Raw genomic sequence first — 23,597 nt, forward strand, 5'->3', positions numbered from 1 at the left:
GTGATTCCTAGTCTCCTTTTTAGCTATGAAACAACAAGTTCATATCGATATTCAATTTTTTTAGTTTATTATACAAGGTAGTTCTACTGATACCAAGCTGTTCCGCTGCTTTTGAACGATTCCCCTGAACGGATTTCAATGTCTCAATAATAAGTGTCTTTTCTGACTCCTTTAGTGATCCATGTTCATTTGTATTGAAGGGAGATTCTTGGGGAATTGTGAAACTGGTTTTATTTGTTAGTTCATCATGTTTGTGGTTATTTATTGTTAATTCTACTGGTAAATGAATGGTATCGATCCAGCTTTTTACATCAAAATTCATGGCCCTTTCTAAAATGTTTTCTAATTGGCGGATATTGCCTGGCCAGAAATACTTCTTTAAAATGATAAACGCATCCGGACTGATACCGATTACCTGCTTATTTAATTTCATATTCAACTTGTTAATTAAATAATTGCACAGTAAAGGAACATCTTCCGCTCTTTCCCTTAATGGGGGAATGGGAATGGTGACAACATTGATTCGGTAATAAAAATCTTCTCGAAACTCCCCATCCTGGACCATCTGTAATAAGTCTTTATTTGTTGCTGCAATAATTCTTACATCCACAGTCCGAGTGCGATGATCACCGATTCTTTCAAAATTTCGTTCTTGAAGAACCCTTAGCAGCTTAGATTGCAGTGCCAAAGGCATGTCGCCAATTTCATCCAAAAAGAGTGTCCCCTTGTCAGCTAATTCAAACTTTCCAAGTTTCCCACCACGCCTAGCCCCAGTAAAGGCACCATCTACATAACCAAAGAATTCTGATTCTAACAATTCTGAAGGAATCGCTGCACAGTTTACTTTTACAAAATTCCCTTTTCTTCCGGACTCTTTATGTATGGCTTCTGCAAAGAGTTCCTTACCCGTACCGCTTTCTCCGGTTATAAGTACTGTAGAATTGTTCTTTGCTGATAAAAAAGCTTGGTGTTTGAGATTAGCCATTATTTTATTATTCGATTTAATTATGTCGAATGAAGAATTTTTCGTAAGTTTTTCATATTCACTTCGGTAAAAATTTAATTCATTTTCTAGTTTATCCATCCGGTAAAACATTTCTTTCCATTGATCAAGTTGGTTAGAGATGATTTTAATTATCATACCAACTTCTTTCCCTGAATGAACAATGTATTCTTTGGTTAATATACCTGTCTTGTTATTAATGGTGAATATTTCTTTTTTTACGTCTGGATTAGTAGCGAATCTTGTAAGTGCTGGTAGAACATCAGTAATATACTGATTGGTAATATTTCTTTCTTCTTTTTCAAAAAAATCTAAGAAAGCCTGATTGGTCAGGGTAATTCTCCCTTCTTTCTTTATTATTAGGATGGCATCATAAGATAGTGCAATTGCCTGTTGAAGTGTTTGTTGGAGATTCTTTGTAGTTTCGAGTTCCTGGGCAAATTCTTCTAATGTTGTAATATCTTTGATAATCGCAATGGCACCGCTAGTATGCTCTTTATACGTGATCGGGATAAAGGAACCGATTCCGATCACGGGACCTATTGACACTTTCTGCTGTTTGATGGATTTAACCTCTTCGAAAGATTCTACTAGATAAGGAGAAATCTCCGGAAAACACTCTTCAATATTTTTCCCAATAATCGCTTCCTTTTTCAATTGAATAACTTCTTCTGCGGCACTATTGAAGGCTACTATTTTTTTATTTACATCAATTGAAATGACAATCTCTTGAAGGTTTTCAATTAAACCTGATAATTGATTGACTAGGATACCAGTCTCATGTAAAAAACCCTGAATGATATCTGCCTTGCTAATTACACCGATTACCTTATTTTCCTTATTTATCACTATTCCATGGGCTACGTTATGTTCTAATAAAACATCTTTAACATATTTAAACGTTTCTTGGTCGCTAACAGTTAGTACATTCCGTTGGAGAATGGATTTGACGGATGAATGGATCTTATTTCCTTCTAATATCGAGCGATAAACAGAATATTTACTGACTATACCAATTGGGAAATCATTTTTATCGACAATACATGCAACATCAATGCGCTGTTGCAAAAAGCCTATAATCACATCTGAAATTTTGGCCGATTCAGTTAGTTTCAATGCCTCGGAATAATAATCTTTAATATTTAATTCCTTCATAATCTTGATGACCAAACTCCCCCTTACAACTGTAAAAAAATTGTACATCCTATTATTTATTATAACAAATTTTTAGAATCATACAATTATTCTGAAATCAAAATGAAATCCTATAGAATACTCATGGTGTTAAAAATCTTTACACTTGTTAATTAATGTGACAATCACAGCCAGTAAAGTTTACAGTACGGCCATATACATGATCTATTTTCTTTCTAATTGTCTTGGCATGATTATTGCACTAATAAGAAGTGTAGGCACATTTGATTGAATTATGATTGAATCCGGATTGGAGGGTTAGGATGAATATTAAAAAGATTTTAGTTGCGAATCGAGGAGAAATAGCAGATAGAATTATTCAAACCTGTAAACGGTTAGGAATTCAAACTGTAGCCGTCTATTCAGAAGCTGATGAGCAAATGCCTTATGTAAAAGCTGCAGATGAGGCGTTTTTAATCGGACCACCTCCAGCATTCCAAAGCTATTTGAAAGTAGATGAAATTCTTAATGCAGCTTTAACAGCTAAGGTGGACGCCATACATCCGGGCTATGGGTTTCTTTCTGAAAACAGTAATTTTGTCGATCGCTGTGAAAAGGAAGGAATTGTATTTATTGGTCCATCAAGTGAAGTCATTAAAATGATGGGCAGTAAGATTGAAGCGAGAAAAAGAATGAAGGAACTCGGCGTACCCGTTGTCCCAGGAAGTATAGATGCCATTGGATCGGTAGAAGAAGCCATTCAATTGGCAAACTACATCGGCTATCCCGTAATGTTAAAGGCCAGTGCAGGCGGTGGAGGTATCGGGATGGAGCTGGTTTATTCAGATATGGAACTGGAAAAGGCATTTACCTCAACCAAAAGCCGTTCAGAGAAATTTTTTGGAGATTCCGCTATTTTTATAGAAAAGTATATTGAAAATCCAAGACATATTGAAGTACAGATTGCAATTGATTCTTTTGGGAATGCGGTTCATTTATTTGAGAGGGAATGTTCGGTTCAGCGGCGACATCAAAAAGTAATGGAAGAAAGTCCTTCACCTAGCATTGACTCTAGCCAATGGGAGGAATTAAAACTAGCTGCGTTAAAGGGTGCTGCCGGGATTGGATATCACAATCTTGGAACAATGGAATTTATCTTTGACGACCAAGGGAATTTCTATTTCTTAGAGATGAATACAAGACTTCAGGTAGAACATCCGGTTACAGAAGAAATCACCGGGTTAGATCTTGTAGAATGGCAAATCGAAATTGCCAATCAGCGACCATTACCAAGCTTGCAAGAAAACATTCAAAGAAAAGGGCATGCAATGGAATGCCGTATTTATGCAGAAGATCCTGTACGTTTTTTCCCTTCACCTGGGAAAATCACGGAATTGGTTTGGCCTGACAATATAAGAATCGATACTGCGATTAGGAATGAAACCACTATTACACCTTTTTACGATCCAATGATTGCAAAAATAGTTGTAAAAGGAACGACTAGAGAGGAAAGTATTCAAAAAATGAAAACAGCCCTTCTGGAAACAAAGATTACAGGAATTAAAACAAATATTCCTTTATTGGTAGAGGTATTAGAGAATAAAGAATTTCAAAGTGGATTTTATTCAACTAATCTTGTAAATAAAATGCGTAACAATACTGTAAATAAATAAAAAAGGAGTGGATTAGGAATGAATATTCAATCAAATATGAGTGGAAGCTTATGGAAGTTATTAGTTAAAGTAGGTGACCAAGTGGATGCAGGACAGGAAGTAGCGATTTTAGAATCGATGAAAATGGAAATTCCTATTGTGTCAGAAGTATCAGGAGTGGTAGAAGCCGTGGTAAAAAATGAAGGTGATTTTGTTCAGGAAGATGAGGTAGTAGTAAAACTACAAGTCTAATAAAAAATTTGAAAGGAGAGGCTAATATGCAGTGTGTAAAGCTTGCAGAGATTGCATTTTCAAGATCTGGTGATAAAGGAAATATTTCTGATATTTCTCTTTTTGCCAAAAATCTTCAAATTTATGAGGTCTTAAAAAGTCTTGTTACGGCTAAAAAGGTCAAAGAACATTTTAGAGGAGTGTCAACAGGGGAAGTTGAACGTTATGAGGTCCCAAATGTGCTAGCGTTAAAATTTATACTACATGATGCACTTGGTGGTGGTGCTGCTTCTTCATTGCGAATGGATAACCTGGGGAAATCCTTAAGTGCGGCCCTGTTGAGAATGGAAGTAGAGGTGCCCGAAGAGATTTTGGGGGGCTGGAATGGTAGTCCACAGTGAAAATCACAAAAACATGATCATTGGAGGATATGATGAGTGAATTAGTTTGTTACCGAATAGAGAATAACATTGGTGTAATAGAAATGAATGACCCGGAAAGCAGGAACCCTTTATCACAGGAAATGTGTTATTCATTGATACATGCATTTAGGTCTGCTGAAGCAAATGAGGATGTTCATGTGATTGTATTAACTGGTGCAGGAAAAGCCTTTTGTGCTGGAGGAAATATAAAGGAGTTTGCGGCATATCAAGAAAAACGAGCCAGTCAGGTTCATAAAGAGGGAGAGGCTACAACCATATTATTTCAAACAATTACAAGCCTACGTAAGCCTGTGATTGGAGCCATTAACGGTCATGCTTTGGGCGGCGGGTTAGGTTTAGTTGCTGCCTGCCATTATACGATAGCATCCGAGAAGGCAAAAATAGGAACGACCGAAATCAAATTAGGATTGTTCCCATTAGTGATTCTTCCCGTCATCATTGAAGCGATTGGGAGTAAGAAAGCCTTGGAAATTAGTTTTGCCGGTGAGATTTTTACAGCCCAAAAAGGAAAGGAATATGGATTAGTTAACAAAGTAGTACCTGATGAAAATGTAATGCAGGAGGCATTGGAATTTGCCGGACAGTTAGCCTCTGCCAGTCCATTAGCTGTAAAAATCGGGATGGATTGCTTTGTTAGAACACGGGATATGGAATGGAATAATAAATTGGATTATGCGAACACGTTACGTGTCATTTCGTTCCTAAGTGATGATCTACAAGAAGGCGCCCAAGCTTTCTTAGAGAAAAGACAGCCCAATTGGAAAGGAAGATAACGGGAGCTGCATCTCTTTTAAAATGCGATTACCATGATTGGGAGGGAATTGAAATGTCGAAAAAAGTAAGAATTGGTGCGGGAATGGGATTCTATGGTGATTCCATTTTACCTGCCTTAGATATTGCCAAAAGAGGTAATGTTCAATATATCTGCTTTGATGACTTGGCAGAGTTAACTATGGCCATTTTGGAAAAAGATCGAAAAAGGGATATAACAAAAGGATATACAAAGGATATCACGCAAACTATGAGTTTACTCTTGCCGGAATGTTATCCAAAGGGGATTAAATTAATCACCAATGCTGGAGGTATTAACCCAGATGGGGCAGTAGAGGAAGTCAAAAAAATTGCGGAAAAGCTGGGCTACCATGATATCAAAATTGGCGTTGTCAAAGGGGATAATATTTACGATCGTTTACAAGAAGTAAGTCCATATTTTGTCCATAAAAATGAAGAAGAAACATGGAAACAATATGAGGATCGATTACTATTTGCGTCTGTTTATTTGGGATCAAAACCAATAGTTGAAGCATTAACGCAAGGAGCTGACGTGGTAATTACAGGCCGAACTACGGATTCAGCTCAATTTGCTGCACCGCTAATCTACGAGTTTAATTGGTCTTTTGAAGACTGGGATCGAGTCGCATCAGCTGTTCTTTTGGGGCATTTGATGGAATGTTCAGGACAGGTAACGGGCGGTAACCATACAGGTAAATGGTGGGAAGTAGACGATTTGGACGATATTGGGTACCCAATTGCAGAAGTGGATGAAGATGGTTCGTTCATTCTGACCAAAACCGAAGGCACAGGAGGAAAGGTTTCGGTTGAAACAGTAAAAGAGCAATTCCTATATGAAATCCATGATCCGCATAACTATATTACTCCCGATGTCATAGTAGATTTTACCACTACTGTATTCGAAGATGTCGGTCCAGACCAGGTTCGGGTATCCAATGTAAAAGGAAAGCCGGCACCGCCAACCTTAAAAGTGTTAATGGGGTATGAAAATGGCTGGGCAGGAGATGGAATGATGGGCTACTCTTGGCCGCACGCGTTAGAAAAGGCTAAAAAAGCGGAGGAAATTTTAAGGAAGCAAATAGATAGGTTGGGGATTAAAACCGAAGAAATCCATACCAGTTACATTGGCTATAATTCCTTGCATGGACCATTAGCACACGAGGTGGATACGGATTCTTTAAATGAAATCTATTTGTATTTTGCAATCCGAACAAATGAGAAAAGTGATGCAGCGAAACTAGGAAGATTGCTTCCGCCTTTAGCAGTCAATGGACCGCCATTTGGGGGTGGAGGTTTAGGTAAAGGGGGAAAACCACGGCAATTATTAGGAATGTTTTCCTGCTTAATTGATCGAAATATCATTGAAAGCAATGTAACCGTAGAGGTTGTAACGGCAAATAAGGAGGTAGTCTGATGACAAAAACACAAATCGAAACATTTAAACTAAGCAATCAAGAAAAGGAAGATAAAATTGAAGCGGAAAAGGAACGAATTAAAGAAGGCGGTGCGGAAAAGTATCGCAGCCGAGTTAAGGCACAGAACAAATTGTTAGTTCGTGAACGGCTCGCCCTCTTGCTTGATCCCGGATCCTTCCGGGAAGAGGGCTTATTAGCAGAGGCTCTAAAGCCCGATTTACCAGCAGATGCCATGGTTACCGGTATTGGCAAAATAAATGGTAAAAAAGTAGCTTTTTTAGCCGCAGACCCTACTGTTAAGGCTGGATCTTGGGGGGCAAAATCAGTAGAAAAAATGATTCGTATTCAAGAATTAGCTATGAAACTAAAAATCCCGATGATTTATATGCTCGATTCAGCTGGGGGGAGAATTACCGACCAAATTCAAATTTTCCCGGGGCGAAGGCATTCCGGTAAGATTTTCTATAATCAAGTGAAAATGTCGGGAATGGTGCCGCAGATTTGTATTAATTTTGGCCCTTCACCTGCAGGTTCGGCCTATATTCCAGCCTTTTCCGATTTAGTCATTATGGTTGATAAAAACGCGAGTGCTTATTTGGGTTCGACCAGAATGGTAGAAATGGTCATTGGTGAAAAAACTACCATGGAAGAAATGGGCGGCGCAAGAATGCACTGCTCATCGAGTGGGCTAGGCGATGTATTAGCCAAGGATGATGAGGATGCCATTAAATTGATAAAACAATATCTTTCCTACATGCCGCAGAATTATAAATTAACACCTGAACTGGCAGAAGCAGTTTCTCCCATGCAGGGCAGATCAATTAAAGAAATCATTCCAGAGGATATGAATCGTCCTTATAATATGCATGAATTAATTGACCAAGTAATCGATGAGGGAAGCTGGTTTGAAATCAAAAAACTGTTTGCCCAGGAGCTAATTGTTGGTTTCGGCAGGATTGGTGGAAGAGCAGTTGGAATAGTTGCCAATCAGCCAAAAGTAAAGGGTGGAACATTATTTATGGATTCAGCTGATAAGGGAGCACGTTTTGTGACTCTTTGTAACGCTTTTAATATCCCGCTGTTATTCCTTGCTGATGTTCCGGGTTATATGGTCGGTTCATCCGTTGAGAAAAAAGGAATCATCCGCCATGGAGCAAAATTTATTACGGCAGTTTCTGAGGCAACAGTACCAAAGCTGACGGTTATCGTTAGAAAGTGTTATGGAGCTGGGCTCTACGCGATGTGCGGACCAGCATATGACCCAGAAAAGGTTATTGCATTGCCATCAGCATCCATTGCCATCATGGGTCCTGAGGCTGCCATTAACGCAGTCTATTACAATAAAATCCAAGCATTGCCGGAAGAAGAACGGCCTGAATTTATTCAGAGATTAAGAGAAGAATATTCGGAAGATATTAACATATATGCCCTCGGTTCAGAACTCATCATTGATGAGGTCATTCCATATAATCAGCTTCGTAATGAGGCGATTGTTCATTTTGATTACTACGAATCAAAAGATATCACCTTTGGTGAGAAAAAGTGTCCAGTACATCCAGTATAAGGGGGAATTCCATGAAAGCGTCAGAAATTTTTTCTACTAATCTGCTGAAAGAAAAAGTTGCCATTGTAACTGGCGGCGGTACCGGGATTGGGAAAGAAATTGCGAATCAATTAGGAAGTGTCGGCGCTAAGCTTGTACTAGCCGGCAGGCGGGAAGAAGTTCTAAAAGGAACAGAGAAAGAGTTTATCGCTAAAGGGTATGAAGTAATGTCCGTCCCTACTGATATTAGAGAAATGGATCAGGTTGAAAACCTTGTGGCAGAAACGGTAAACCGATATGGCAAAGTAGATATCCTGATAAACAATGCTGGCGGTCAATTTCCTAAAAAGGCTGAAGAACTGTCAAAGAATGGCTGGGATGCCGTCATCAGGACCAATTTAAATGGAACTTTTTATATCACGCAGAGCGTTGGTAAGCAAATGATCAAACAAGGAACTGGAGGGGCCATAACAAATATTCTAGTTTCCTTTTTACATCGGGGAGCTCCCGGGATTGCTCATTCAGTTGCAGCTAGAAACGGGGTATATGGGTTAATGAAGAACCTTGCTTTAGAGTGGGCGCAGCATCATATTCGCATAAATTCTATTGGGGCAGGACTTTTCATCACCGAGGGAATGCAGGATGAAATGGCTGCAGCTGACCCTCATTTTATTGAAAATACAATCAATGCCGTACCATTGAGACGGGTTGGAAAATTAGAAGAGCTAGGCTGGCTAGCAACCTATTTATCTAGTGATGCCAGCGGCTATATTACTGGTGAAAATATTATTATTGATGGTGGTAATTCCTTAGGACATGGGATTACGTTTTTTCCATATTAACCTTTATCATTTTGCTCTTTTAAGGAGAGAATTTCATGGGGTTTACCAATCATTTAAATATTTCTTATTTGATTAAACGAGAGGGACTAGATCTTAATAAGAAAGCAATTGTATTTGAAGGTGAAAGTTTAACCTACAAGGAATTGAGAGATCGTTCGTTAGGATTTGCAAATGGTCTTTATGAAATGGGAGTCAGAAAGGGAGACAGGGTAGTTGTTGTAACCAAAAATTGTTTGGAATTTTGGGAAATCAATTTTGGCATTTATGAAACGGGTGGAATAGTGGTTCCTTTAAACAGTAGGCTTTCCCCGGTAGAAATTGGACATTTAATAAAGCATGCAGAACCAAAAGTAATTGTTTTTGATCGTGACCATGTTGAACATATTCAGTGCAGTCTAAGAGAATATAACGGGGCTTCTCTTGTTTATTTAGGTGAAGAGGAAATAAGTGAATTTCCCAATTGCAAGACTTATTCTACTGTTTTAGCAGGCGCGGCAACGGATCCATTAGATATCCTTGTTGATGCGGATGATCCCGCTGAAATCATTTACACGTCAGGGACAACAGGTTTTCCGAAGGGAGCTGTGTGGACGCACGGAACTGTCCTTTGGAATTCCATTCAACAAAGTATGGACTATCGAATTACAAGTGACGATAGTGTATATGTCTTATTAGGATTAAACTACATTGGCGGCCGCCATGAATTTACCATGTCCGTTTTTCACCAAGGCGGTACTGTTCATATTAGGCGAATGGGAGATTATGAAATCAACGAAACAGTAGATTATATTGAAAAACACAAAATAAGCTTAATTCTTTTGGTCCCAATCATGCTGCACGACATGCATCGCACTAGTCATTCATTAGATAAAAAATTAAAAAGCCTAAAAATGATTATGTGCGGCGGAGCTCCAGTACCTGTACCGTTAATTGAAAAAACAATGGAAGTGTGTCCACATGTTGATGTTATTCAGGTTTATGGGTCAACCGAGATAGGTGGAACGGTTTCAGCTCTAAAAAAGAGTGACTCCATTCGAAAAATTGGATCGTGCGGTAAACCAACTTTACACAATTTAATTTCAATTGTGGATGAGCAGGGCCAGCCAGTCCAGATAGGCCAGCCAGGAGAGATCATCGTTAAGGGGCCAGCCATTGTAAAAGAATACTGGAGGAATCCAGAAAAAACACAAAATGCCTTTAAAGATGGTTGGTTTTATACCGGTGATATAGGCAAAATGGATGAGGAAAATTTCCTTTATATAGTCGGAAGAAAAAAGGACATGATTATTAGCGGAGGAATGAATATTTATCCTGAGGAGATTGAACTCACTTTACGGAAACATCCCGGGATAAATGATTGTGCAATTATTGGTGTTCCTGATGAACGATGGGGAGAATCTATTATGGCCATTATTCATCCAAATGAAAGCGCACTCCCGACTGAGCAGGAAGTAATAGATTATTGCCGTAAATATTTGGGAAGCTATAAAAAACCTAAATATGTTAAATTCGTACCGGAGTTGCCTCGAACTCAATCGGGTAAAATACAAAAATTTATTCTACGCGATCAATTCTCAAATGTTTATGCAAAATAGTATCCTATAAGGGGGTGCTAGCTTGAAGGATTATAAATATCTTATTCTTGCCGAACCCGAAACTGGCATTTTGGAGGTTACCCTTTCCCGTCCCAAACAGCTAAATGCTTTAAGTATGAACATGGTAGATGAGTTATTTCATTTGACAAGCGAACTAAGAGGGGCTTTAGCAAATAAGTATAAGGTAGTCATCATTCGTGGAGACGGGCGGGCTTTTTGCAGCGGAGGAGACATCAAGGAATTTCTAAATATATATGAACAAGATAATAGTACAATAGAAAATTATATTTCTAAAATTCTTCGATTTGCAAAAGTATGGTATGAGCTGCCGATTCCAACCATTGCTAGTTTGCACGGTGCTGTTGCAGGAGGCGGCGCTTCACTTGCGTTGGCCTGCGATATTCGGATTGCTGCTGAAAATACAAAGATCTATTTTAATTTTTCCAGAATAGGGTTAATTCCCGATATGGGCGCTCATTATTTACTGCCAAAACTAATAGGGGAAGCTAGAAGCTTAGAAATATTTTATACCGGCAGACCGATTCTACCTAGTGAGGCTATACAAATAGGATTGGTTAACCAAGTTGTTGGCAATGAGGAGCTTCAACAACAATCCGTTGAATATGCACGCCAATTTACCGCTGGAAATGTTTACAAACATATTAAACAACTTGTAAAAGCAAGTAATGATTCGTTAGACCTAACATTACATCAAGAAGCGATCCTTCAAACCGAAAGATTCAAAAGTAAAGAATTTAAAGAATATATGGATGTTTTTTTTAATAAATAGGTTTTTCAGATGGCAATTTTGCTGTGCAGCCAATTTATAATTCTATACTTTTTGGAGGAATGAAAAATGATGAACCTTGATGTGACATCCCTTTATGGGAGAAAAAGAGTAAATAGGTGGGAACGAGTCAGTGTGGGAGATATGCTAGAAAGGTTAAGGTACAGTTTCCCGGATAAGGAAGCATTGGTGGGATGGGAGGGGGCTTTTGCCCATCCTGAAAATGCCAGACTTTCCTATCTTCAGGCAGACAATAAGGCAAATCAATTTGCCAATGCCTTGTTGCAAAAGGGATTGGTTAAAGGCGATAAGGTACTTTTGTTTTGCGACAACTCTGTAGAAGCCTTCCTCGCCAAAATTGCTATCGCCAAAGCAGGGTTGGTGGCAGTTCCGATGAATACAATGATGGCTCCTGATGTCATCTCATATTTAATAAACCTAGTAGAACCAAAACTATTTATCGCAGACTCAGAACATTGGCCAAAAGTTGAATCAGTTTTTAAGAAACAAAATATCCATCTCGATATTACTATTCCTATTGGAGGAGCAGTAATTCCAGGAAGTCAGTCGTTTGAGGATTTTTTCACTGGTCAATCGACAGATGAACCTGATGTAGAAATTCATGGTGATGATATTTGGGAAATGTTGTTTACATCGGGGACTACTACCATGCCAAAATGCGTTATGATTTCCCACACGAACACCTATATGGCAGCTTATAGTTTCGCCCTATCATTGACAAGAGGACTTTCCATAGAAAATGAGTTGAAAATTTGCAGCTTCTTACCGATTGTTTTTCATGTGGCGGATCAGGTCTTTGCCTTTCCTGCTTTTCTTTCAGGAGGGACATTTGTTATCGGGCGAACACTTAATCCACAGGCTATGGCAAGTGCCATTACTGAGGAAAAGGTAACCGCGCTGTGGGCCGGCTCTCCAGCATTTTTAACCATCTTAACTGATGTATTCGTAAAAGAGAAAGAGCAATTTAACCCAAGAAGTTTAAAAGTAATCGTGTACGGATGGTCAGCTTTGAGCCCAGATTATACAAAAACGCTGAAGCAGCTTTGCGGGGAAGATTTAGTTACATTTGAGATTTTTGGTCAGACCGAAGCCATTTCCTGTTTTCGTTTTTGGCCGGATAAATGGCCTGAGATACACGAAGAGACAGCTCCAGCACTAAATTACGTTGGTGTGCCAAATCCTTTATTAGCATCTGTAATCATGGATGAAAATGGGAATGTTGTAACGGATCCTAAAATACCAGGTGAAGCTGTTTATCGCTCTCCTGCTATGATGTCGGGTTATTACAAAGATGAAAATGCGACTCGTAAAGCTTTTGAATATGGCTGGTTTCACTCCGGGGACAGTTGTATGTATGATGAAGACGGGTTAGCGATAATGGTTGATCGTTATAAGGATATTATTAAATCGGGCGGAGAAAATGTTTCTAGTATCCGGGTGGAAGCCGTCCTAAGACAACACCCATCCGTGGAAAAGGCCGCAATTATCGCATTACCTCACGAAAAATGGGGGGAAATGGTTACCGGGGTAGTGGTTCTCAAAAATGGAGAGGTTTTATCGGAAGAAGAACTAATTGGATTTAGCCGGTCCAAGCTCGGTGGTTTTGAAACGCCAAAGAAAATTATCTTTACTGATAGATTACCGGAAACTGTAGGAGGAAAAATACTAAAATATCGTTTGCGGGAGAAATATACCACAGTTAATCAAAATAACTAAAAAATTTAGTAATCCAGAAAGTCAGTTCGTTTTGTAAAAAATGGACTGTCTCATACGATTGATAGAATTCTAAATTTAAAGGATTAAAGGTGATGAAATGGGAAAAGAAGTAATATATGAAAAAACGGAAAATAGAGCTGTCATTACCTTAAATCGACCAAAGGTGTACAATGCTTTAACACCAGATGGATGGAACTTATTAGGGGATTTATTCCAAGAAGCAGAACGTGACACAGATATTCGAGTTGTGATCATAACAGGGGCTGGAGAAAAAGCCTTTTGTTCAGGTGCTGATTTACAAAAAACGATACCCTCTTTATTGGGAGAACAGCGAAATGAGGAACTTGAAACAAAAATTAATCATGCAATGATGAAATTCAAGCCTATTTCGAAGCCAATTATTGCAGCGGTAAACGGACATTGTTTAGCAGGGGGAACAGAGCTGCTGCAAGCAACGGACATCAGAATTGCGGCTGAACATGCTACATTTGGTCTTCCGGAAACAAAATGGTCGATTATGGCAGCAGGGGGATCATTAGTAAGACTCGCTCGACAAATTCCCTATTGCCGTGCTATGGAAATATTATTGACTGGCAGACAATTATCAGCGGAAGAAGCAGAAAAAATGGGGTTAATAAATAAGGTTGTTTCCAAGGCAGAATTGATGGCGGAAGTCGACAGATATGCAGAATTAATCTTACAGAATGGTCCAATTGCTGTTCAATCCACCAAGGCAGCCGTTATTGGTTTGCAAAATTTACCTTTAGAAGAAGCTTATAAAGTTGAGTGGGATTACGCCCAGAAGGCTTTTAAAAGCAAGGATGCAAAAGAGGGCATTAAGGCATTCAATGAAAAAAGAACACCACAATTTTTAGGAGAATAACCAATAGTATAAATGGGTTTAAATTAATTTATGGGGGTTGGAAAATATTGCAGAATATAAGAGAAGTTGTGGAACGGGCTGCCACATTATTTGGTGAAAAGACTTTTTTATATTTTGAAAATGAAGAAATCTCCTTTTCAACTTTACATGAGCAATCTGGAAAAGTAGCAAATGCTTTTAAGAAACTTGGAATAAAAAAAGGTGATAAAGTCGCTCTTTTTCTTCCCAATTGTAAGGAATTTATTTATACATGGATCGGGTTAAATAAGTTAGGGGCCGTAATGGTTCCCGTTAATACCTTTTTCAAAGAAAATGAAACGACTTTTGTTATCAATAATTCAGATTCCAAAATCATCCTAACAGACTCTAATTCTTTAGAGATGATAATTAGCATTCGTGGGGAATGCGAAATAGTAGAAAACGTAATAGTTATAGATAAAGGTAACACCCCAGAAGTCCTCTCATTTTACGAACTCATAAAGAATGAATTACCGCAGATTAGCCCAGTTGAAATCTCCCTAGATGATGATGCAGCCATTCTATATACTTCAGGTACAACCGGCAATCCTAAAGGGTGTGTTGTTTCACAAAGTTATTATTTAGTCAATGCCAAGCTTTGGTTAAAGCATCAAGAACTAACTTCTGAGGACCGTTTTTTAACTCCGTTACCGTTTTTTCACATGAATCCACAAATCTTAACAACAATGGGCGCTTTAACAATTGGAGCAAGTGTCATTTTATTGGATCGGTTTCATCCCAAAACTTGGTGGGAAGATGTTGCCCGTTATGGTGCAACCCAATTTCATTACTTAGGTGTAATGCCTGCAATTTTGAATGCACTTCCACCAAGTCAATTAGATACAGCTCATAAGGTTAATTTATGTCTAGGAGCGGGGATTTCTTATAAATTTCATGAATCCTTTGAAAAACGATTTAACCTTAAAACCCTGGAGGTCTTTGGAATGACTGAGACCGGTTTAAATATGATTACCCCAATAAAAGGGGATCGGAAGTTAGGGACCGGGAGCATGGGGAAGGTATTACCAGGAATTAAAGCAAAAGTGGTGGATGGAGATGATAAAGAAGTGCCTATTGGAACGCCAGGGGAACTTGTATTAAAGGAGGAGGTACGTGCTGAGGGAAGTTCTATGATGAAATATTACTACAAGAATGAAAAAGCCACTAAAGAAGCTTGGCGTAACGGTTGGTTTCATACAGGAGATATTGTAAGACAGGATGAGGAAGGATTCTTTTATTTCGTCGATCGAAAAAAAGATATTATCCGAAGAAGTGGAGAGAACATATCGTCCATGGAAATTGAGGACTGTATTAGAAATCATCCAAAGGTAGTAGATGCTGCGGCAGTACCATTCCCTGATCCAATCCGTGAACAAGAGGTAAGAGTATGTATTATTCTAAAACCTGGTGAAAGCTCTGCAACCATTCATGAGGGTGAAATCATTAAATGGTGTACAGAGCGATTAGCCTATTTTAAGGTGCCGCGTTTTATCGAGTTTGTTTCAGAATTTCCTAAAACTGCAAGTCAAAAGGTACAAAAATCAGTTCTAAAAAATCTTTTTTCCGCAAAGACATTTGACAAGTCCAAAAAAGAGTATGTTTCTTTGAAAAGTATTCTAGAGGAGGTAGAGGCAAATGTCCAATAAGTCAGTTTATGCTTTTGCTGCATTACTTTTATTGGTGATTATTGGGATGCTTACCGGATCATTTCGACTGGTCATTTACCCTTACATGTTGATAGTGGGTTTATTGTTATTGGGTGGTTTAACAAAAAAATTGAACGTTAATAAAAAACTAATCTGGATACCAACCGTCATCACCGTTCTATTCCTGCTGCTGCAACTATGTTTAGATTTGGTAACCCTCCATTCTCCAATTGGTAATGGAAAATTAATTTTTGGTATTACATCAAGCACAGCTATTTATTATTTAGGAATTTGGCTAGTATGTGCCAGCATTTCACTGATTTATTCATGGACATTTATTCATCCAGAAGAAAAACAGTCTGTCATTGAGACAAATTCGTTAGATGTTTAACCAAAGATACGAGGGGGAAAATCATGAATCCTACGATAATCGCAATTGCCGTTATCTATTTATTGATTTGTGTATTAATCGGATATTGGGCATCGAAAAAAACTAAGACAAGTGGAGACTTTTTCGTTGCAGGTAAAGACATGGGAATGTTTGTTATGGCAATCGCAGCCTTTTCTTCTATTCAAAGCGGATTCGGTATGGTGGGTGGAACCGGGCTGACATTTTCTGGCGGTCTGGGATTTGCTTCCGGATTAATGGTTTCTGCTCCATTAGGTTTTGCATTAGCGTGGTTCCTCATAGGAAAAAGACTATATAAAATGAGCAGGCTCGATGAGGTTTATTCAATAGGGGATATCATAGAAATTCGTTATCAGAGTAAAACAGCCCGCGGCTGGATTTCGGTTGCCATGGTATTAGGAGTACTAGGTTATCTAGGTACACAGGTTCAGGCAATGGGTGTCATCATGCATTCCATTTTTGGAGTTTCTCCAATGGTTGGTGCATTAATCGGTTTGGCGATTTTGGCCTTTTATAGTGTCGGTGGCGGTATGATTGCCGCTGTGTATACCGATCTGTTTCAAGGCACCATTATGATTGTTGTTTCAATTATCATGTTTTTCGTTGCAATTAACATAGGTGGAGGAATCTCAGAAATGACTCACACCCTTGTTGAATCCAATCCAGCATTGGCCTCCCCTTTTGGAACATTTCCGGTATTAACAGTCTTTTGCTGGTTTTTTATGATTAGTTTAGGAGCTGCCGCACAACCACATTTTCTTACTAAATTTTTACTGCTTAAGGATAGTAAGGACTTAAAGTGGGGGGCATTTACCGCAAGTATATCCTATATGATTACCACTTTGTTAGTAATCGGAATAGGACTTGCAGCATTAGTATTGAATCTACAAGGGAAATTTCCAAAGGTAAGTTCTGTAGATGATGCTTTAACCGTTTTCTTAACAATGTTCACTAATCCATTTATAAGCGGACTAGTAATTGCTGGATTAATGTCAGCTATCATGTCCACGGGCAGTAGTTTCGTTAATATTGGCGCAGCTAGTATTGTTAGAGATATTCCGAAGGCATTGAATATTGAAGTGAAAAATGAGTTGTTTTGGAGTCGTATTGCTGTACTAGGTCTCCTTGTCCTATCCGCATTTTTCTCCTTCTATATGAATACATTGGTTGGCTTATTAGGCGTATTTGGGTGGGGGATGTTTGCATCCGCGATTTTTCCTTCCGTTGTTTTAGGTTTAATTTGGTCAAAAGCAACGAAGCAGGGGGCCATTTACAGTATCGTTATTAGTCTAGTATTAAATATTGTTCTAGAAATTGGCGGTAAATATGGCTTTAAGATTCTTCCTGCAGGGGTTATAAATGGTGCATTTGCATTGGCAGTTTCAACATTTTTATTTATTGTCATTTCATTAGTAACCCAACCACATGAAGCAAAGATAAGTAAAGAATTGGAAAGTGTTATTGAGGGTTAGGAAATCCAGGGTTTACAAAACTATTTTTCCGTACTGTACCGAGGGCACGGGATAGCACTGTTGTTGGAAAAGGTTTAGAGCTTATTAGAATAAAAAGGTAATTATTTTTTGAGACGACACTTTGAATGAATGTATGAAAACAATATCTTCTTGGACTTCATATGAAAAGGGAAAATTAATGGAATAAGGTTAAACAATCAGTTTTGGGCCTTCTATTTAAGGATAGGGGCCTATTTTTATTATAACTTATTAACATTTCAAATATGGTAAATACAAGTATTTTTGGGTATGAAAAAACCCATTATAATTAGGTTTGGTCTGTCTTGTCCAAATTATGCGACGGTTGATTTGACTACTATTCAAAAACTGTTGAACCATTTTAGAGAAAGTGATTCAATAAAATAAATAGAACAAAACGAATGCGCCAGCACCATATGTATGTGATTGAGGCGACTGAGGATATTCAATGAAGGTATATAGATTAAAAAAACAGTTTAACGTCTATAAAAAGTGGAACACAGTTTTACTTGATTAGTGAATCAGAATTTATAGGAATTAAAGAGTTTATAATGAGAACGAAAGATTTAACGATTAGGATATCGATCAATGAAAGTGAACTTCTTAACAATTTTACCTTCATAAAAGAAATCTTTTAATGAATCAAATGTCGGAGCATCTGACGGACTGACACATTCATAAATAGAGGTTACACCTTTAAATGGCTTTTTTTAAAGTTTTCTAACAGTTCGGTTAGGTTTTACCGAAAATAATCCGCATTGTATAGCCTGCAAAAAATAATCCAAACTAAAAAAGCGGATGCCAACTACGAACTTAAACTGGTAAAGGTGGTGACAAATTTGTCTGATAAGAAGAATAAGCAAATAAGGAATAATCCAGCGATGCCAAAAACAGATGTAGAATTCGCGCAAGAAGGACTTGAGAGAGTAGCATTAAAGGCTCAAGATAAAAAGAAGAAATAACCATGTTTCTGGATCAAATATTGCGAAAAAAGCAATATAAAGACTGGGATTGGGAAAATCAATTAAAATTATTTATTGTAAAAATTATATAAAAAGGATGAAATGAAGGTTTCATCCTTTTTAAAATAATCTATTTCGCAAACACGTGATTCCCGATTGTCTCCACTGTTTCACGAGAACGAATCCAATTATCTGTTGCAATTTTTGGGTTATAGAAGAAAATGGAATCATCTAAAGTATTTTCTTTTTTTAGAGCTTCTTCTACTGCTTGGATTGACTCTTCTGAAGCCGGTTTATTAATTTCACCATTTTGAACAGGTGAAAAGGCATAAGCATGACCGACAACTTCATTAATCACTTCTGTCACTGTATCAGGAAACTGAGGGGATTCCACTCGATTTAACACGACGGTTGCAACGGCTACTTTTCCTTCATAGGGCTCACCTTTTGCCTCCGCTTCAACTAATCTGGCAAATAAGTCTTTTTCTTTATCTGAAATAGAAATCGCAGGTGTTGCAGACTCTTCAACTGGAGCTTCAACTTTCGGTTCATTTGGTTGAACCGCTTTTTCTGCTACTTCTGGTAAATCATTAGTAGTCTCATCTACAGGTTTTGATGGGTCTGCTAGTAACTCAACTGCTTTTGCAGCTATATTAATCACAGGTTTTGCTAATTGGATGGATATGTTCTGCGGTTGTAAGATTTCTCCAATAGAAATACCTTGTTTTACCCCATTATTCAATGTTAAATTAGTTTGTTTTTCATGTATCGGAAGGCTGTGTTCATTTAGATTGATCGATTCGGTGATTGCCTTCGCCGTATTAATGTGTATCCCAAAGGCAATTGTAGCTACACCAGCTACAATAAATGATTTAAAAGAATTTCTCATGCTGTAAGCTACCTCCTGTAAAATTCTCATGATATTACCCTAACACGGCAAATCCTTCATTTACAGAACGATAGTATTACAAATCTTTATGTTTTGATGAACAACATTTCATAAAAAGTTGTTTTATGACAATACTCCTATGAAAATGTCATAAACTAGGAAATTATACGAAGTAGAGGAATAAATTACCCAAGAGGGGAACATCAGGCGGTGATCTTGGACCTCATAAAATCCCAGGAACAGGTCCCGGTTTTATTCCTAAGATATTAAATCGTGATATTTTTATATGAAATTTTGCACATTAAGGATGAAGATGTCCAGGTAATGGCACGCCGGCTTGCTTCAGTGGAAGGGAACTTTGTATGCGCATCAGGAGCATCTTCAGCTAAAGTCCTTCGTCTAGATCCAGACACGGGAGAACGTTATTTGTCTTCTGACTTATTTCTAAGTTGAGTCCAGAGTCCATGTGGCCGGTTTTTGTGGCCGGTCCTATCCCCACTTAACTCGACGAGAACCGTCCCCTATGTCATGTTAATAATCCCGCTCATTACCCGAATAGGAAAAAAAGAAGTTCATTCGGTAAATGATATCGGGTTCCATTACCCAGGAGACGAAAAAAAGATTCTAATTGGTAAATGAAAGTGAGTTCCATTGCCCAAGACACGAAAAAAAGCTTCTAATAAGTAAATGAAAGTGAAGTCGATAGCACGGGGCTTTAGCCGCTGCTTATCAAGGGCACACGGTTAAATCGCTCAATCAATACTATAACAAATTAAGAGCAAAAACATGTACATAATAAGAAATGGAAAAAGTTCAAAAGAAGGGATATTTACCACTTACCAATTGAGTTCCCTGGATCGAAAGAGGAATAACCGCGTCATGGATTTTTTACATAAAGCAAGTGCAAAAGGAAAAGGCAACGCGGTTTTTAAAGCCTATTCTTTCGAAACCCCTAAACTTTAGTTATGGGGATACTCATTTCTTTTCTACTTTTACTAATCCTTTACCTAAATTACCTTTTTCAAAATAGCATATGACTTCATCATTCACTTGTATTTCATTACCCGAAACGATACTTTTACTATAAAAAATGATCTCTGTCTCGTCATCCCTTTTTCCGTAGTACTGATTGCCTTCAATTTTGGTAATTTTATATTTTATCATAGTGTACTCTGAAGAATCATTGCTTTTCGGACTTGGACTGTAGGCAGGAGCAGGTGAATGAGTTCTAACTAAAACTAATGCTAATAAGACTAATGAAAGCACCACAAGGATGCTCACTCTTTTGAACATTCTACTAACCTCCTCCTATGTATTTTAAGAGTTGAAGGGGGAAAGTAAATCCTCCTTTTTTCCTTAGTCTTTATACCTAATCCGTACAATTTAAGTGATGTAGACCCTAGTTTTAAAGTACTTAAACGTTATTCAAATTTAGTGAGTTGAATGTGAACTGCAATATATCATATAATTTTGTCATATACCTATATTTATTATTTTTAATCCAAAGGGGGAGTTTTATTTGGCAAGAAAGCCTTTTAGTACATCTGGAGCTGTTTCTGTTGGACCATACTCACATGCTGTTGAAGCAGGAGATTTAATATTTTTATCGGGGCAGACTCCAATTGACCCACAGACTGGAGAGCTTGTAAAAGGTGATATTGTTGAACAGACAAATCAATGTTTTAAAAATCTTTTCAATGTATTGGAAGCAGCGGGTTTAACCCCTGAACATGTTGAAAAAGTGAATGTATTTTTAACTGAGATGAATCATTTCACTGCAATGAATGAAGTTTATTCAAAACAATTTTCTTCTCCATATCCTGCTCGTACAACCATAGGTGTGTCATCCCTACCCCTAGGTGCACAGATTGAAATAGAGATGATAGCTAGAAGATAGAAATAGCAGTCCCAAACTCCCAAAAGAAGTCGATAAAGCAAGGCTTGGTTTTAAACGAAAGTATGTATGATGTTAAAATGAGCCTCGCATTGCGAAACAATCTTCACTCATCCAAAGCGTTGATCCAACAAGGATTTAACGCTATTTTTGTTGAAATTCTTAAACTATTGCATCTTTAGATGAAGACATCAAAAAACTTTCGCCTCCATTTTGTCACAGAATCCTTTACTCATCCGTTATATTAGTAAATAACCGAAAAGGATGATGACGTTGATAAAATATGAAGTGGCTATTGTAGGCGGGGGAATTGCGGGTTTAATGTCTGTGATTTATGCAGCAAAAACAGGGAAACGAACCATTGTATTGGAACAGCAAAAGCAATGGGGAGGCAGAGCCATCACCAACAAAAAGCAGGGTGTATATTTTAATTTGGGTGCGCATGCATTGTATAAAGGGGAGGCGTATGAAGCATTCCGCGAACTCGGATTACGACTTGAGGGAAGCACACCATCTATTGATGCTTACGGGATGTGGAAAGAACAAATATTGCCCTTTCCAACGAACGTATCCTCCTTCATTCAAACGCCGCTCCTAAGTTGGGGAGGAAAGCTCGATTTAGCAAAATAGTTCATTAAATTAGGAAAAATGGACACAAGCGTTTGGAACCAGATTAGTATCCGCGATTGGATTGAAACTCAATTGAATGATCCAATGCTGCGCAACGTGTTCTATCCACTGCTCCGAACATCCACTTATGTGCTTACGCCTGAATTACACGCTGCTGGTCCTGCCTTAAAGCAGCTGCAGCGTGCACTAAAAGGAGTCTTGTATCTCGATAAAGGCTGGGGGACACTCGTAGAAGAACTGCGTGAACTTGCTGTCCAACAAGGAGTGGAGCTGGTCACCGGTTGTAAAGTGGTTGCAGTCGAACATAAAGATCAAAAAGTACACTCGATTTTATGTGAGGGTGGCACTAGAATAGAAGCATTAAATGTTATACTAACTACACCACCATCCATTTCTCACAAACTAGTTCCCCATGCGGATCAAACAGCACTCGATAAATGGAACAAGCAAGCGATTCCTGTTACGGTTGCCTGTCTAGATGTTGGATTACGGCAGCTGCCTATACATGAGCACCAATTTATCTATGGATTGGATCAACCTATCTTCTTTACGCATCTTTCAAGGGAGGGAAAACCAAGGCCAGCTATCTTGAGTGATGATGGGACAAAAGTGATATCGCTTTTTAAATATCAAGGTCCACAAACAGATGCAATGAAGGATGAGGGTGAGTTGGAGCAAGTGTTAGATGTGGTTCAACCTGGCTGGCGAAATGAATTAGTTATTAGACAATTCCTGCCGAAAATGACGGTTGTTTATAGATAAGATATGGTCAACGCATCCATCTAAAAAGATTCTGTCATGTGAAATTAAAATAAACCCTTTTTTCTTCCTTAGATAATCAGAGACAATCTTTCTTGCATCAGTGTCTAGATGATTGGTTGGCTCATCAATTAATAGAAATTGACCCTCATTCAAAAAAAGTGCAGCAAGCGATACCTTTGTTTGTTCTCCATTTGATAATGTTTTAAATGGTCGGTACATGACCTCGACATCAACATTTAGATAGGATATTTCACGAAGAAATTCCCAATCTTCTGCTTGGGGGCAAATTTCTTCAAAAATTTCATGAGTATACTTGTTTTTATCCGAAACTGGATAAGGAAAATAATTAAATTCTACCGAAGACATGATTTTCCCACTATACTCATAACTCCCTAATAATAAATTAAAGAATGTTGTTTTACCTCGTCCATTTCTACCGATAAATCCAAGTTTCCAATCCGTATCTATTTGAAAATTTACACCTTCAAAAATATTATCAAAGCTACCTGGATAAGAAAAAGTTAAGTCTTGTACTTGTATCATTGACATGATAATTCCTCCTTTGTATATCAACACTTTTTACTTTTTTATACAAAGTCGGTACATCCATCTATTCTAAATTTCTCCGTATAAGTTTGATGGATATTAACGACTTATACGGAGTATTACATGCGTAACAATAGTGTCTGAATTGCTCATTTCTCTCTCTCCTTTATTTATTTAATTAAAGTTACAGATTAAAAAACATCAATCTTATCTAGGGGAGAATAAAAAATCCCCCCAATTTGTAATTGGAAGGATTAGTCTTTCACTTATATTAAATAAGTTCTTTTTTGCCAT

General features: G+C 38.1%; 21 protein-coding genes and 2 pseudogenes. 19 read left to right on the forward strand and 4 right to left on the reverse strand.

Annotated features, from left to right (window positions below; translation table 11 throughout):
• Positions 1 to 19 precede the first annotated feature (19 nt).
• Positions 20 to 2,173, reverse strand: a complete 2,154-nt coding sequence (locus ACIQXV_RS27795) for a sigma 54-interacting transcriptional regulator (protein WP_402965040.1) — start codon at positions 2,171 to 2,173, stop codon at positions 20 to 22.
• Positions 2,174 to 2,460: 287 nt separating this feature from the next.
• Here ACIQXV_RS27795 and ACIQXV_RS27800 point away from each other — a divergent pair, with 287 nt between their 5' ends.
• The 15 genes from ACIQXV_RS27800 to ACIQXV_RS27870 all read left to right on the forward strand — a co-directional run bounded on the left by ACIQXV_RS27800 (position 2,461) and on the right by ACIQXV_RS27870 (position 18,582).
• Complete coding sequence (locus ACIQXV_RS27800) at positions 2,461 to 3,810, forward strand: acetyl-CoA carboxylase biotin carboxylase subunit (protein ID WP_402965043.1); 1,350 nt, start codon at positions 2,461 to 2,463, stop codon at positions 3,808 to 3,810.
• An 18-nt stretch (positions 3,811 to 3,828) separates the two neighbouring features.
• Positions 3,829 to 4,041, forward strand: coding sequence for an acetyl-CoA carboxylase biotin carboxyl carrier protein subunit (locus ACIQXV_RS27805; protein WP_402965045.1), 213 nt, complete (start codon positions 3,829 to 3,831; stop codon positions 4,039 to 4,041).
• 26 nt (positions 4,042 to 4,067) lie between these two features.
• The gene (locus tag ACIQXV_RS27810; RefSeq protein WP_402965048.1) at positions 4,068 to 4,421 is read left to right on the forward strand and encodes an AtuA-related protein; all 354 of its coding nucleotides are present in this window, start codon (positions 4,068 to 4,070) and stop codon (positions 4,419 to 4,421) included.
• A 32-nt stretch (positions 4,422 to 4,453) separates the two neighbouring features.
• Positions 4,454 to 5,236 (forward strand): enoyl-CoA hydratase/isomerase family protein, encoded by a 783-nt coding sequence (locus ACIQXV_RS27815; RefSeq protein ID WP_402965051.1) that lies wholly within the window; start codon positions 4,454 to 4,456, stop codon positions 5,234 to 5,236.
• 53 nt (positions 5,237 to 5,289) lie between these two features.
• The gene (locus ACIQXV_RS27820) at positions 5,290 to 6,669 is read left to right on the forward strand and encodes an acyclic terpene utilization AtuA family protein (RefSeq protein ID WP_402965053.1); all 1,380 of its coding nucleotides are present in this window, start codon (positions 5,290 to 5,292) and stop codon (positions 6,667 to 6,669) included.
• On the forward strand, positions 6,669 to 8,234 hold the full coding sequence (locus tag ACIQXV_RS27825) for an acyl-CoA carboxylase subunit beta (protein WP_402965056.1): 1,566 nt from the start codon (positions 6,669 to 6,671) through the stop codon (positions 8,232 to 8,234). Before ACIQXV_RS27820 ends, ACIQXV_RS27825 begins: the two co-directional genes overlap by 1 nt.
• Before the next feature lie 11 nt (positions 8,235 to 8,245).
• Entirely contained in the window at positions 8,246 to 9,055 is an 810-nt protein-coding gene (locus ACIQXV_RS27830) for an SDR family oxidoreductase (RefSeq protein ID WP_402965059.1), read from the forward strand.
• Positions 9,056 to 9,090: 35 nt separating this feature from the next.
• The gene (locus ACIQXV_RS27835; protein WP_402965061.1) at positions 9,091 to 10,650 is read left to right on the forward strand and encodes a class I adenylate-forming enzyme family protein; all 1,560 of its coding nucleotides are present in this window, start codon (positions 9,091 to 9,093) and stop codon (positions 10,648 to 10,650) included.
• Between the two features lie 22 nt (positions 10,651 to 10,672).
• Positions 10,673 to 11,440: an enoyl-CoA hydratase/isomerase family protein gene (locus ACIQXV_RS27840; RefSeq protein ID WP_402965064.1), complete on the forward strand. Its 768-nt coding sequence runs from the start codon at positions 10,673 to 10,675 to the stop codon at positions 11,438 to 11,440.
• 66 nt (positions 11,441 to 11,506) lie between these two features.
• Positions 11,507 to 13,174, forward strand: a complete 1,668-nt coding sequence (locus ACIQXV_RS27845) for an AMP-binding protein (RefSeq protein ID WP_402965067.1) — start codon at positions 11,507 to 11,509, stop codon at positions 13,172 to 13,174.
• A gap of 97 nt (positions 13,175 to 13,271) precedes the next feature.
• Entirely contained in the window at positions 13,272 to 14,057 is a 786-nt protein-coding gene (locus tag ACIQXV_RS27850; protein WP_402965069.1) for an enoyl-CoA hydratase/isomerase family protein, read from the forward strand.
• Positions 14,058 to 14,104: 47 nt separating this feature from the next.
• Entirely contained in the window at positions 14,105 to 15,721 is a 1,617-nt protein-coding gene (locus ACIQXV_RS27855; protein ID WP_402965072.1) for an ATP-dependent acyl-CoA ligase, read from the forward strand.
• Entirely contained in the window at positions 15,711 to 16,112 is a 402-nt protein-coding gene (locus ACIQXV_RS27860; RefSeq protein ID WP_402965074.1) for a hypothetical protein, read from the forward strand. The genes ACIQXV_RS27855 and ACIQXV_RS27860 overlap by 11 nt, the downstream gene beginning before the upstream one ends.
• 23 nt (positions 16,113 to 16,135) lie before the next feature.
• On the forward strand, positions 16,136 to 17,602 hold the full coding sequence (locus ACIQXV_RS27865) for a sodium:solute symporter family transporter (RefSeq protein WP_402965077.1): 1,467 nt from the start codon (positions 16,136 to 16,138) through the stop codon (positions 17,600 to 17,602).
• Positions 17,603 to 18,459: 857 nt separating this feature from the next.
• Positions 18,460 to 18,582 (forward strand): hypothetical protein, encoded by a 123-nt coding sequence (locus tag ACIQXV_RS27870; RefSeq protein WP_402965080.1) that lies wholly within the window; start codon positions 18,460 to 18,462, stop codon positions 18,580 to 18,582.
• Positions 18,583 to 18,712: 130 nt separating this feature from the next.
• On the opposite strand, the gene ACIQXV_RS27875 is transcribed toward ACIQXV_RS27870, so the two are convergent.
• A complete protein-coding gene (locus ACIQXV_RS27875; protein ID WP_402965083.1) occupies positions 18,713 to 19,471 on the reverse strand; it encodes a cell wall hydrolase in 759 nt (252 codons plus the stop codon).
• 203 nt (positions 19,472 to 19,674) lie between these two features.
• Between ACIQXV_RS27875 and ACIQXV_RS27880 the strand changes: the two are divergent.
• Positions 19,675 to 19,924, forward strand: a pseudogene (locus tag ACIQXV_RS27880) (cysteine synthase A); the annotation flags it as partial.
• 522 nt (positions 19,925 to 20,446) lie between these two features.
• Here ACIQXV_RS27880 and ACIQXV_RS27885 read toward each other — a convergent pair.
• A complete protein-coding gene (locus tag ACIQXV_RS27885; RefSeq protein ID WP_402965085.1) occupies positions 20,447 to 20,764 on the reverse strand; it encodes a hypothetical protein in 318 nt (105 codons plus the stop codon).
• 226 nt (positions 20,765 to 20,990) lie between these two features.
• Between ACIQXV_RS27885 and ACIQXV_RS27890 the strand changes: the two genes are divergently transcribed.
• The 3 genes from ACIQXV_RS27890 to ACIQXV_RS27900 all read left to right on the forward strand — a co-directional run bounded on the left by ACIQXV_RS27890 (position 20,991) and on the right by ACIQXV_RS27900 (position 22,757).
• Positions 20,991 to 21,368, forward strand: a complete 378-nt coding sequence (locus tag ACIQXV_RS27890) for a RidA family protein (protein ID WP_402965088.1) — start codon at positions 20,991 to 20,993, stop codon at positions 21,366 to 21,368.
• A gap of 270 nt (positions 21,369 to 21,638) precedes the next feature.
• Entirely contained in the window at positions 21,639 to 21,995 is a 357-nt protein-coding gene (locus ACIQXV_RS27895; RefSeq protein WP_402965091.1) for an FAD-dependent oxidoreductase, read from the forward strand.
• Positions 21,996 to 22,079: 84 nt separating this feature from the next.
• Entirely contained in the window at positions 22,080 to 22,757 is a 678-nt protein-coding gene (locus ACIQXV_RS27900) for an FAD-dependent oxidoreductase (protein WP_402965096.1), read from the forward strand.
• Here the strand turns inward: ACIQXV_RS27900 and ACIQXV_RS27905 are convergent.
• Positions 22,716 to 23,306: pseudogene (locus tag ACIQXV_RS27905) on the reverse strand (ATP-binding cassette domain-containing protein); the annotation flags it as partial. The gene ACIQXV_RS27900 and the pseudogene ACIQXV_RS27905 overlap by 42 nt on opposite strands.
• Positions 23,307 to 23,597: the final 291 nt, after the last annotated feature.

The organism is Neobacillus sp. NPDC097160, from assembly GCF_044762155.1.
GTDB lineage: Bacteria > Bacillota > Bacilli > Bacillales > Cytobacillaceae > Neobacillus.